At 47.3% G+C, this 11,610-nt stretch carries 12 protein-coding genes; 9 read left to right on the top strand and 3 right to left on the bottom strand.

What is annotated here, in order from left to right:
* Positions 1–5 precede the first annotated feature (5 nt).
* Positions 6–1,049, bottom strand: coding sequence for a ferrochelatase (hemH, locus tag ACT6NV_RS05585; protein WP_445386271.1), 1,044 nt, complete (start codon positions 1,047–1,049; stop codon positions 6–8).
* Between the two features lie 181 nt (positions 1,050–1,230).
* On the opposite strand from hemH, the gene ACT6NV_RS05580 reads away from it, so the two are divergent.
* Positions 1,231–2,319 (top strand): mechanosensitive ion channel family protein, encoded by a 1,089-nt coding sequence (locus ACT6NV_RS05580; protein ID WP_445386270.1) that lies wholly within the window; start codon positions 1,231–1,233, stop codon positions 2,317–2,319.
* Entirely contained in the window at positions 2,316–3,179 is an 864-nt protein-coding gene (locus ACT6NV_RS05575) for an N-acetylmuramoyl-L-alanine amidase-like domain-containing protein (protein ID WP_445386269.1), read from the top strand. Before ACT6NV_RS05580 ends, ACT6NV_RS05575 begins: the two co-directional genes overlap by 4 nt.
* Before the next feature lie 18 nt (positions 3,180–3,197).
* Here the strand turns inward: ACT6NV_RS05575 and ACT6NV_RS05570 are convergent, their stop codons facing one another.
* Both ACT6NV_RS05570 and ACT6NV_RS05565 read right to left on the bottom strand, forming a co-directional pair.
* Positions 3,198–3,953 (bottom strand): ThuA domain-containing protein, encoded by a 756-nt coding sequence (locus tag ACT6NV_RS05570; RefSeq protein WP_445386268.1) that lies wholly within the window; start codon positions 3,951–3,953, stop codon positions 3,198–3,200.
* A gap of 36 nt (positions 3,954–3,989) precedes the next feature.
* Positions 3,990–4,883, bottom strand: a complete 894-nt coding sequence (locus ACT6NV_RS05565) for a helix-turn-helix transcriptional regulator (protein ID WP_445386267.1) — start codon at positions 4,881–4,883, stop codon at positions 3,990–3,992.
* 202 nt (positions 4,884–5,085) lie between these two features.
* On the opposite strand from ACT6NV_RS05565, the gene hemA reads away from it, so the two are divergent.
* From hemA to ACT6NV_RS05530, 7 genes are read left to right on the top strand one after another with little or no spacing between them, the layout of a single operon-like run.
* Positions 5,086–6,342, top strand: a complete 1,257-nt coding sequence (gene hemA / locus ACT6NV_RS05560; protein WP_445386266.1) for a glutamyl-tRNA reductase — start codon at positions 5,086–5,088, stop codon at positions 6,340–6,342.
* Entirely contained in the window at positions 6,339–7,253 is a 915-nt protein-coding gene (gene hemC, locus ACT6NV_RS05555; RefSeq protein WP_445386265.1) for a hydroxymethylbilane synthase, read from the top strand. The genes hemA and hemC overlap by 4 nt, the downstream gene beginning before the upstream one ends.
* The gene (locus ACT6NV_RS05550; protein ID WP_445386264.1) at positions 7,250–7,927 is read left to right on the top strand and encodes a uroporphyrinogen-III synthase; all 678 of its coding nucleotides are present in this window, start codon (positions 7,250–7,252) and stop codon (positions 7,925–7,927) included. Before hemC ends, ACT6NV_RS05550 begins: the two co-directional genes overlap by 4 nt.
* Complete coding sequence (gene hemE, locus ACT6NV_RS05545) at positions 7,920–8,957, top strand: uroporphyrinogen decarboxylase (RefSeq protein ID WP_445386263.1); 1,038 nt, start codon at positions 7,920–7,922, stop codon at positions 8,955–8,957. Before ACT6NV_RS05550 ends, hemE begins: the two co-directional genes overlap by 8 nt.
* Complete coding sequence (gene hemF / locus ACT6NV_RS05540; RefSeq protein ID WP_445386262.1) at positions 8,947–9,849, top strand: oxygen-dependent coproporphyrinogen oxidase; 903 nt, start codon at positions 8,947–8,949, stop codon at positions 9,847–9,849. The genes hemE and hemF overlap by 11 nt, the downstream gene beginning before the upstream one ends.
* Positions 9,840–10,802, top strand: a complete 963-nt coding sequence (locus ACT6NV_RS05535; protein WP_445386261.1) for a DUF4421 family protein — start codon at positions 9,840–9,842, stop codon at positions 10,800–10,802. Before hemF ends, ACT6NV_RS05535 begins: the two co-directional genes overlap by 10 nt.
* 6 nt (positions 10,803–10,808) lie before the next feature.
* Positions 10,809–11,603, top strand: a complete 795-nt coding sequence (locus tag ACT6NV_RS05530; RefSeq protein WP_445386260.1) for a PhzF family phenazine biosynthesis protein — start codon at positions 10,809–10,811, stop codon at positions 11,601–11,603.
* Positions 11,604–11,610 lie beyond the last annotated feature (7 nt).

The following is an 11,610-nucleotide window of genomic DNA, read 5'->3' as shown; positions in this document are numbered from 1 at the left end:
GATACTTATCGCACTGTTAATTCCGGCAGGGACTCCTTTTGGCTCCATTGGTCAATCCATTTTGCCATCAGGCCCACCCAGTCGTCCCGGTCGTTGAGGCAGGAAATATGCTTGTACGCAGTCCCACCGGCTTCCATGAATTCTTCTTCTCCTTCCATGGCAATTTCCTCCAGGGTTTCCAGGCAATCACTTACAAAAGCCGGGGTAATTACCGCCAGCCGGGTTTTCCCTTCCTTCGCAAGGCGTTCAAATTCGTAATCTGTATACGGTTTAAGCCATGGGTCTCCGGCGAGACGGCTTTGGAAGGAAGTGCTTACTTTATCTTCTTCCAGGTTCAGCGCTTTTTTAACTTTCTCGGTGGTATCATAGCACTGATGGCGATAACAGGTATGATGGGCTACCGAATTCGTTTTACAACACTGCCCGTCAATTTTACAATGATAGCGGGTAGGGTCAGACTTTCGGATATGCCGCTCCGGAATTCCGTGGTAGGAAAACAGTACATGGTCATAATCGAAGCCTTGCAGGCCCTCAGCTATAGAGTCTGAAAGGACTTTTATATAATCCGGGTTGCTGTAGAATGCAGGCAGGGTAGTGAGATTTATTTCGGGAAATTTGGAGGCCTGTACCTCCATGGCTTTCACCACAACGGTCTCATAGGAACTCATGGCGTAATGCGGGTAGAGGGGTACCAGAAGCACTTGAGATACGCCCTTATCCTGCAATTCCTGTAAGCCCTGCTCAATGCTGCCGCTTCCGTAGCGCATCCCAAGTGCAACCGGAATAGATACCTCTTTTTTCACTTTCTCTTTAAAGCGTTCAGAAATTATAATGAGGGGAGAGCCTTCCTCCCACCAGATTTTCTTATATGCCTTGGCAGATTTTTTAGGACGGGTTTGCAGAATGATCCCCCTGACCAGGAGGGTTCGCAACCATTTGGGCGCATCAATAACGCGCTCATCCATCAGGAATTCGTCCAGATACGGTTTCACATCCCTGGCGGTTGGACTGTCCGGGGAACCTAGGTTTACCAGTAAAACACCTTTCATAAGGGTTGAGTTGTTTTTGGGCAGGGTTGTTTGAAAGTGATACAAAAATAAGGCTTCATCCCGGAAGATTGGGCATAGGCACCTCCCAATTGTCGATAGAGGTATAATTAAAACTAATTTAACCTGCCCGTTCTGGTTTAAACCCCCGAATTTTCATAGATTCAGAGCTTATAATTCAGATATGCTTAAAGGAATTTTTCAGGATCAATCACAGCAATCGCTGTTCGTTTTGATTTTTACCCTTCTCGCATTGGTGGTGCTTTATTTGATAGCGGCCCGGTTGCTAAGACATTACGGTAAGAACCCTAAATACCTCTTACCCTCCGGAACGGTCAAAAAGGTAGCATGGCCGCTCTTCCTCATAATGACCTCATTGCTGATTCGCCTGCAGTCCCTTCGCACCATACTGGGCCTTGAAGACTATGCTTACTTTTTTAGAAAAAGCAGCACCCTCCTCTTTATATTTGCTTTTACATGGCTAATTATCAGAGTATTAAGGCTTGTTAAAAGGCTCATAATTGAACGGTATGATATAGAGGAAACTAACAATTTAAAGGCCCGGAAAGTATATACTCAATTTACTATTCTTGAGCGGATTATCATTTTTATTGTAGTGGTTTTGGCCATGGGCCTGGCCCTTATGAGTTTTGAGGAAATTCGGGAGATCGGGGTCAGCGTTTTTGCTTCGGCAGGGGTAGCCGGGATCATCATTGGTTTTTCCGCCCAGAAGCTTATAGCCACTATCCTGGCAGGCGTGCAAATAGCCCTCACCCAGCCGATCCGTATGGACGATGTTGTAATCGTTGAAGGGGAATGGGGCAAAATTGAGGAGATTACCCTGACTTTTGTGGTGGTTCGCATCTGGGACAAAAGGCGACTGGTACTTCCCACCACCTATTTTATAGAATCCCCTTTTCAAAACTGGACCAAAACCTCTTCCGATATACTAGGGGCGGTATTTCTGTATACCGATTACAGGGTTTCCTTTGAGGCACTTCGGAAAGAACTAAAGCGAATCTTGAAAGACAACCCCCTTTGGGATGGGGAGGTAGCGAACATTCAGGTAACTGACTCCAAACCGGGCCACGTGGAGATCCGTGCCCTGGTGAGCGCCGCGGATGCCGGTACGGCCTGGGAGCTCCGGGTTGATGTCAGGGAAAAACTGATCAGCTTTCTGCAGCGGGAATACCCCGAAAGCCTGGCGCATACCCGTATCCTGCTGAAGGATGAATCCGTCGCGGGACAACCGGACAAACCGAAAACGAATTGAGAGCCCGTTTCTACAAAGTACTGATAATTTTTGCCGCTTTCTTTTTAGCGGCCAAACCTGGGTTTGCACAGAAAGTAACAGTGACCCCATTGGATCAGGCTATTTTTCAAAGCCTGCAGGAAAGTCTGACTACGGATAAGCCTGAAACCCTGGATGCTACAATGATCCGGGTGGGAAAAGCGCTGATTGGGACACCCTATAAGGAAAAAACCCTGGAAGTGGGAAAAAAGGAGCATTTGGTGGTGAACCTCAGGGGAATGGATTGTACTACCTACGTTGAGAACGTTTTGGTTTTGGGCCGTATGCTGCAAAAAGGCGAAAAGCGCTGGAGTTACTATTTAAAGGAACTTCAAAATGTTCGTTACCGCAACGGCAAAATTAAGGGATACCCTTCCCGCCTGCATTACTTTACAGACTGGATCCGGGAGAACGAGCGCAAGGGATTGGTGATGGACGTTACCGAAGCCATAGGCGGGGTAACACTTTACAAACCCATAAATTTTATGGGGACGCACAGGGATCTCTATCCTTACCTGGCCTCTGAGGAGAATTTCAGGCAGATCCGAATGCTCGAAGCCGAAGTTTCAGCAGCCCCAATTTGTGTGCTGCCGGCAAAGGAGGTGGCAACTGCAGAAAAAAAAATACAGCAGGGGGATATCATTGCACTGGCTACGGATATCAAAGGCCTGGATGTTACCCATACGGGAATAGCGATTCGGATGGATGATGGCCGGATACACCTTTTACACGCCTCTACCAAAGGAGCCGTTATGATCAGCGAACAGCCGCTCTCAGACTACCTGAAGGGCATCCGAAACAATATTGGGATTATAGTGGCCCGGCCGCTTCCCAATTTATGACAGAACGCAAAAACCCGTTTAATTTACACCGAGACAGTAAAGGATCCCGCCTTTGAGATGTTCCAGGAATAAGGGATTGTCGAAGGCTTCGCTGGTATGCCCCAGGCCGGTGTAGAACATCCTTCCCCCGTCGAATTCTCTGAACCAGGCTATAGGGTGTTCGGTACCGTTTTCGCCACCCTCGTAGCTGCCTTCATCCAGGTTCAGAAGCACCTGAATTCCGGGTTGTATCTCTTTAAAATTATACCACTCATCAAAATGCTCCCAGGTGTCCTCAAGGTGTCTGGTAGATGGGTGATCCTTCTTTACTACCTGCAGCTTTGCCTGCTGCTGACTGGGGTGGGATTTGAAATAGGCGCCTACCAATTCCCCATACCAGGGCCAGTTGTACTCCGTATCCGTAGCGGCGTGTATCCCCATAAAACTCCCTCCGTTTCGGATAAATCCTTCAAAGGCCTGCTCCTGTTCAGTTCCCAACACATCCTGTGTGGTACTCAGAAAGACCACGAGTTGGAACTGTGCCAGTTTTTCAGGATTAAATTGCAATGAATCTTCGGTATGCTCCATAAAAATCCCCTCTGCTTCAGCTAATTTTCCCAGTGCTCTCACACCCTGCTCTATAGACTGATGCCTGTAGCCGTTAGTTTTAGTGAACACCAGCATTCGGATATCATTTTGGATCGGAGGTTCCTGTGCGCTGGATTTACAACAAACCAGAAAAATAAACAGGGCCGGGATAAACATCAGGCGATGGGAAGTGAGCAGCTTTACCATTTTATAGAAAGTTATGGGTTTTATATTTCAGTGGTACTAGGCCCCCTGTTGTGCCAGGGACATCAGGTATTTTTTGGGAGTGGTATGGTATTTCTTTTTAAAGGCAGCAATAAAATGGCTGGCGGTACTATATCCTATTTTAAGGCCTACCTCATTTACATTATACTTTCCGCTTTCAAGCAACTTCCGCGCAAACTCCATTTTGTAATCGAACAAAAAGCTGAAAACGGAATCCCCGTAAACCTGTTTGAACCCCTCCTTGAGTTTTTTAAGGCTCAATCCTACCTGACGGGCCAGTTCACCAAGCCCTGGAGGCTCGGCCATGTGTTCAATAATGATATCCTTGGCCTTCCTGATTTTGCTGAGGTTTTCCTCATCCACCAAAAAGGGGCATTGGGCGGGCAGGTTGTCCGCATTGCGGTTAAAAAAGAGGGAAAGCAGTTCATACGCCTTGGCTTTGCAGTATAACTTACTTACCGAAGGATGCATATGCTGGTTAGACAGCTGGCTTAAGACCAGGGAAATAGAGGGATTAATGGGTTCCTGCTGATAGTATTTTTTGTCCCTGTATTCCTCACTCAAAAAGGGGATGTACCCTGCCTCACTGGTAAACAAGCCGTGAAATTTCCGAATGGTCATCAGCAGGCTCAGGACCTCACTGTTGGGCATGAGCTCCAATTGTAACGGCAGGTCCGCCTGGGGGTTATACAGTAGTAATGACTGATCCTGAGGGACTTCCAGAGAATAGCGATTGTCATTAAAATGGAACTGTCCTGTGCCTTTAATACAAAAGTGGAATTGAACGAAACGGCGGTCTATGTCCCGTTTGAAAATTGCCTTTTCGGCAGATTCATTTCGCGCCTGCAGGAACAGAAAGGACTCCTCAATTTCAATCTCAAACAATGACCCGCCAGCGATATTTTTTTCCATGTAATAATGAGGATTTTGCAATAATCTATTTAGAATCTTTCTAAATAGAGCGACATTCAGCCCTTTGATTTTGGGTAAAAGTAAGGAATTTGTTCAAATGAGACCCTTTATGACTATTTTATACGCCGAACGGCATTTATAGAACTTCTGGCGTTATATTTAAAAATCTATTCCCGTTATTTTTGTGCGGCTTAAGCGATATATGAAGAAGTACCATATTTCCAGACACCATCGGTTTATTACAGTTGGGCTTTCCTACCAGAAAGCTGATGCCGAAATTCGCGGGACCTTTGCGCTGGATCCTCAGAGTACTGAGAGGCTTCTGGAGCAGGCCCTGGAGGAAGGCATAGATGGATTGCTGGTTTGCAGCACCTGCAACCGAACAGAACTTCACGGTTTTGCGGCTGCCCCTCAACACCTTATCCGCCTGCTTTGCAAACATTCCAGAGGGACGGAGGAAGATTTTGAAAAGGTCGGCTACGTTTTCCAGAATCATGATGCGATATCCCACTTGTTCCGGGTTGGAGCCGGGCTGGACAGCCAGATTTTAGGAGATTTTGAAATCATCAGCCAGCTTAAAAAAGCATTCGCCCTTTCCAGGGATAAAGGAATTGCAAACCCCTTTCTGGAAAGGCTAACCAATGCGATAATACAAGCCAGCAAACGGATTAAAAATGAAACGGGTATATCTTCAGGCGCCACCTCTGTGGCTTTCGCTTCCGTTCAATACTTACTTGCCCGTGTTCCCAACATAGAAGAAAAGAACATTCTGTTATTCGGAACGGGGAAAATAGGCAGGAATACCTGTGAAAACCTGATCAAGCATACCCGAAACCCACATATTACCCTGGTTAATCGGAGCCAGGCCAAGGCAGAATCTGTTGCCGGAAAATTTAAGCTGAATGTTCGGCCGTACGAGCAACTCGGGGAGGAAATTTCCCGGACGGATGTACTGATCGTAGCAACGGGGGCTAATAATCCAACCATCACCCCGGATTTGATCCCTAAAGGCAGAAAGATGTGGATCCTGGACTTGTCAATTCCCATGAATGTGGTTTCGACACTAAGCGAAAGGCCTGAACTGACCCTGGTGCATTTGGACCAGCTTTCCAGAATAACAGATAACACTTTGGAGGAGCGAAAAAAACATATACCTGAGGCCGAGAGGATACTGGCTGAGGTGCAGGATGATTTCAATCAATGGTTGGAAAGCAGAAGATTTGCCCCCACCATTCGTGCCCTGAAGGAAAAACTGCAAACACTCAAAGAAGAGGAACTGGATTTTCAGTCAAAGAAACACAATGGCTTCGACCACAGCCATGCAGATGTGGTTTCGGACCGGATCATCCAAAAAATTACGCGGCAGGTTGCCAGTCATCTGAAAGACCCTGACAACGACACCGATGAGTGCCTGGAGCTTATACAGCGGGTATTCAGCCTCGAAATTAAAACCCCATGAAAAAGCTTTTAAGGATAGGTACTCGCGATAGTGAACTTGCACTATGGCAGGCGATAACCGTTCGCAAAGGGCTGGAATCCCTGGGGTATACCTGTGAACTGGTTCCGGTTAAGGCAACCGGGGACCTGGTGCTGGACAAACCGTTATACGAGCTGGGGGTTACCGGAATTTTCACCAAAACCCTGGATGTGGCCCTTCTAAAAGGTGAAATAGACCTTGCAGTGCATTCTTTGAAAGATGTGCCCACCATGCTTCCGGAAGGGTTGGAACAAGCCGCTGTCTTAGTCAGAGCAAATCCAATGGACATTCTGGTGCATAAAGGAACCGACTTTTTAAATTCAGAAGGGGTTGTGGCAACCGGCAGCCTCAGAAGGAAAGCCCAATGGTTGCGGAGGTATCCACAGCATGAAATAGTAGACCTGAGGGGAAATGTCAATACCCGTTTACAGAAATTGCAGGACGAAAACTGGAATGCGGCCATTTTTGCAGCTGCTGGTCTGGAGCGCATTAATCTTTTGCCGCGGAACCACCACTCCCTGCATTGGATGCTACCCGCACCGGCGCAAGGAGCCATGGTGGTAGTGGTTCGCTCCGACGATACGCTTTGCAAGAAGGCTGTTTTACCTCTAAATCATACTGATAGTGCACTTTGCACTTCTGTGGAGCGGGAGTTTTTGCGTGAACTGGAAGGCGGGTGTACGGCTCCAATTGGGGCGCTGGCCAGTATTTCCAATGATCAGCTCCGTTTGCGTGCGGGCCTGTTTGCACTGGATGGCAGCGAGGCTATTTTGATTGACAAGGAGACTGACAGAAATACTGCTGAGGGCTTTGGAAAGAGCTGCGCACAGGAAATATTGCACAATGGCGGGGAAGCATTGATGAAAGCTATCCGAAAAGATATGGTCCGGTGAAACGAATCCTGTCAACCAAAATCCTGGATCCGAAGATGGAAGCGCTCCTGAAGAAGGCAGGATTTTACCTGCAGCAATACGAAGCCCTGGAGTTTGAATATATTCCGGTTCGCACGGAAAGCCTTCCGGCTATTTTTACCAGTCGCAATGCCGTAAAGGCTTGCTTTGGTAATCCAACAAATAAACCAGCTGAAATAGTACTCGATTGTTTTTGCGTGGGGAAGAAAACAGCAGGATTATTAAAAAAGCACGGGCAGCGGGTGGTTGCGCAAGAGGCGGATGCAGGCCGACTTGCCAAGCTGATCATAGAAAAATATACCGAAGAGTCTTTTATTTATTATTGCAGTGATCGCAGACTGGACACCTTGCCAAGTGAATTAAAGGCAGCCGGCATCCCTCTGGAGGAACGTATCGTTTATAAAACCAATTTCAGAAAACAGAGCTTTGAAAATCCATTCGACGGGATTCTGTTTTTCAGCCCAAGCGGGGTGCAAAGTTTTCTGGAAGGAAATGAGCTTGGCGATGCCTGGGCCCTTTGTATAGGGTCAACTACTGCCGGGGAGGCCAAGAAATATACCGATAAGATTAAAATTGCTAAACAACCCGAAGCAATGGCTTTGGTGGAACTGGCAATACAGTTTTTTTCGAAAAATACAACTGACATCCATGAGTGAAAATCTTCAGAATGATTTGTTTTTACGTGCCCTAAAGGGGGAATCTGTGGCCCGGCCACCTGTCTGGATGATGCGACAGGCTGGGCGATACCTTCCTGAGTTTATGGAAATAAAGCAGAAATACGACTTTTTCACCCGTTGCAGGACCCCGGAACTGGCCTCTGAAATAACGGTTCAGCCCATCAGGAGGTTTCAGCCGGATGCCGCCATCCTCTTCAGTGACATCCTCGTTATTCCACAGGCAATGAATATTGAGGTTGAAATGAAAGCCGGGGTAGGCCCCTGGTTACCTAATCCTATTCGCAAGGCATCCGACCTTGACAGCGTGATTGTCCCCGATATCGATTCTACCCTGGGATATGTAATGGAGGCCATTAAAATGACCAGGGAAAAACTGCAGGGGCAGGTTCCCCTGATCGGGTTTGCCGGATCTCCCTGGACCATTTTATGCTATTGCGTACAGGGGCAAGGCAGCAAGACCTTTGACCAGGCCAAGGCATTCTGCTTTACACAACCTGAAGCTGCCCACCAATTGCTTCAAAAAATTACCGATACCACAATCGCCTATTTAAAAGCTAAAGTGGCTACTGGGGTACATGCGGTACAAATATTTGATTCCTGGGGAGGGATGCTCTCTCCTGAGGATTATCAGGAATTTTCCTGGCAGTATATACAGCAAATCATAGATGCGTTAAAGACGATGGCCCCGGTTATTGTCTTTGGTAAGGGCTGTTGGTTTGCCCTGGACAAAATGGCCGCCAGTGGGGCGTCTGCCCTCGGGGTAGACTGGACCTGCAGCCCGCAGGTTGCCCGAAAATTGAGCGGAGGGAAGATTACGCTGCAGGGCAATTTTGACCCGGCTCGATTGCTTTCGCCCCCTGCAACCATTCGCAGAATGGTGCATAAGATGATTGAAGAATTTGGTACCGATCGTTATATTGTTAACCTGGGCCATGGAATTCTCCCGAATATCCCAGTTGAAAATGCAGGAGCTTTTATCCGGGCTGTAAAGGAATATCATGAAGGATAAGTTCTATCAGTACATACAACAGTTACAGGATCAGATCTGTTCTGCCCTGGAAGCGGCAGACGGGAAAGCCCGTTTTAAAGAAGATCTGTGGCAACGCGAGGCAGGTGGCGGGGGACGTACCCGGGTAATTGAGGACGGAGCCGTTTTCGAAAAAGGAGGGGTAAATATTTCCGCAGTACACGGCCCTTTGCCCGAAAGTATGCAGGCCTACTTTAAGGTTGGAAAGGTAGACTTTTACGCCTGTGGTCTGAGCCTGGTATTGCATCCCAGGAGCCCGATGGCACCTACCGTACATGCCAATTGGCGGTACTTTGAGATGTACGATGCCGAAGGCAAGGTTGTGGACCAATGGTTCGGGGGCGGACAGGACCTGACCCCTTATTACCTCTTTGAGGAGGACGCCCTTCACTTTCACCAGGTTTGCAAGCAGGCCTGCGATAAGCACCATCCAGAATTCTACCCGGAATACAAGAAAAAGTGCGATGAATATTTCTGGAACCATCACCGGGCAGAAGCTCGGGGAGTAGGAGGCCTGTTTTTTGACTATTGCCGGGCAACAGATTCCTTCAGTATGGATAACTGGTATGATTTCGTAACAGAGGTGGGAGATTCATTCCTTAATGCCTACCTTCCTATTGTAAATCGACGAAAAGAACTTCCCTACACTGAGCAACAATTAGACTGGCAGCAGATTCGCCGGGGGCGTTATGTGGAGTTCAACCTGGTACATGATAAAGGGACACTATTTGGCTTGAAGACCGGGGGCCGTATTGAGAGTATCCTGATGAGCCTGCCCCCGCAGGTACAGTGGAAATACAACCATACGCCCGAAGCGGGAAGCCCGGAGGCTGAATTGGTAGATGTTTTGAAAAACCCAAGGGAATGGGCTTGAAAGCACTTTTTAAAATGGGCCTCACTATTCCTCTTGCAACAGTTTACGGTCAGTGGGACAGCTTGCCGATAACTAGTGGTGACTATATTCAATCATTTCCCAATAAGATTACTTTCCGGACCAGTATAGTCAACACAGGGAATAGCTTTTTTTACAGAGACCCAAATCAGGATTTAACATTAAAGCTCAACCCGGGAATTAGAAATTACCTTGGGTTCACTATTTTATTTCGATCCCTGGAAATCGATTATGGATTTGCCCCCGGATTTCTGAATGAGCGATATGAAGTTGCAGATCCCAAACTATTTAATTTGAATTTCCGAATGTTTCTGGGACAATGGATGCAAACCATTGATTTTTACAAACAGGAGGGATTTTTTTTTGATGCTCCTGATTTTCGCACCTATTTGCCGGGCATTAAAAGCTTGAAGATCGGCGGAAATACTTCCTATATTTTAAATCCAAATTTTTCTTTCCGTGCCGTGGGATTCCAGAATGAGTGGCAAAAGCAAAGTGCAGGAAGTTTTATTCCCAGCCTGCAGATTTACTATACTCGCTTTCTTCTGAGAGATGAAATTGCGGAAAGTGAAGAAAACAAATGGGATATTTCAGCGGGCCCGGGATACTATTACAATTGGGTTATAGGACGACACTTTATTATTGGAGTAGGAAACACAACAGGGTTTGGTATTGAGTTTGGCAAAGACGCATCAGAATACTCCTCAAGTTTTATTTTCAACAGTCAGTTTCGTTTCTCGACAGGATATAATTCTGAGCGTTTTTTTAGCGGTGTTAATCTTAGTTATAATTTTATAGAGCAAAGGGATAATGCTGGAATTCGAGAAGATGACCGGATTCATTTTATTGAATTTTATTTGGGTTATCGTATTGAGGCTCCGAAAAAGTGGGTAAAAGAAGCCGACAGAATAAATCGTAAATTGGGAATTGACTGAACTTATATGAGGACACAGAAACTATTCCAGGTAGACGCTTTCACTTCAGAACTCTTCCACGGAAACCCGGCAGCAGTATGCCTTTTGGACGAATGGTTGCCGGAAGAGTTGATGCAGGACATTGCGGCTGAGAACAATCTGGCGGAAACGGCCTTTGCTATTCCCTCCGGGGATGGATTTGCCATCCGGTGGTTCACCCCTGAGACCGAGGTTGCCCTTTGCGGGCATGCTACCCTGGCTACAGCCCATGTTATTTACACCACAAGGCCCGATACGGTTTCCCCTATTATATTCGAAAGCCGGGAAAGTGGAACCCTCGAAGCACATAAGCAGGGATCCTGGCTGATACTCGATTTCCCCACGGACACGCCAACCCCTGTTTCAGAACCCAGCGGACTGTTTAAAACCATGGGCTTACCACCGTTAGAATTGTATAAGGGCCTGACAGATTATATGCTTATTTATGAAAGCGAGCAGCAGATCCGAAGCCTGCAGGTAGATTTTACAAAGCTCAATCAGATTCCGGCCCGGGGGGTTATCGCCACCGCCCCCGGGGACACAGATGACTTTGTGTCTCGTTTCTTTGCCCCTCAATGCGGTATTCCGGAAGACCCGGTAACCGGTTCTGCCCATACCCTGCTGATCCCGTATTGGGCCAAAAAGCTCCAAAAAAATAAACTCAGCGCCAGGCAGCTTTCTGCCCGCGGAGGGGAACTCAAGTGTGAGTTCCATGGAGATCGCGTGCGAATCGCAGGCCAGGCTATTACTTATATGACCGCAGAGATTTATCTGCCCCATTAAATTTACA

This window comes from Robiginitalea insularis, from assembly GCF_052497835.1.
This window is presented reverse-complemented; position numbering and strand designations above follow the sequence as displayed.

Bases quoted from the DNA above. Each gene is read 5' to 3' on its own strand.
- hemF (WP_445386262.1), top strand. From the start codon at position 8,947: ATGAAGGATAAGTTCTATCAGTACATACAACAGTTACAGGATCAGATC.
- hemE (WP_445386263.1), top strand. From the start codon at position 7,920: ATGAGTGAAAATCTTCAGAATGATTTGTTTTTACGTGCCCTAAAGGGG.
- ACT6NV_RS05535 (WP_445386261.1), top strand. From the start codon at position 9,840: ATGGGCTTGAAAGCACTTTTTAAAATGGGCCTCACTATTCCTCTTGCA.
- hemC (WP_445386265.1), top strand. From the start codon at position 6,339: ATGAAAAAGCTTTTAAGGATAGGTACTCGCGATAGTGAACTTGCACTA.
- ACT6NV_RS05570 (WP_445386268.1), bottom strand. From the start codon at position 3,953: ATGGTAAAGCTGCTCACTTCCCATCGCCTGATGTTTATCCCGGCCCTG.
- ACT6NV_RS05565 (WP_445386267.1), bottom strand. From the start codon at position 4,883: ATGGAAAAAAATATCGCTGGCGGGTCATTGTTTGAGATTGAAATTGAG.
- hemH (WP_445386271.1), bottom strand. From the start codon at position 1,049: ATGAAAGGTGTTTTACTGGTAAACCTAGGTTCCCCGGACAGTCCAACC.
- ACT6NV_RS05530 (WP_445386260.1), top strand. From the start codon at position 10,809: ATGAGGACACAGAAACTATTCCAGGTAGACGCTTTCACTTCAGAACTC.
- hemA (WP_445386266.1), top strand. From the start codon at position 5,086: ATGAAGAAGTACCATATTTCCAGACACCATCGGTTTATTACAGTTGGG.
- ACT6NV_RS05580 (WP_445386270.1), top strand. From the start codon at position 1,231: ATGCTTAAAGGAATTTTTCAGGATCAATCACAGCAATCGCTGTTCGTT.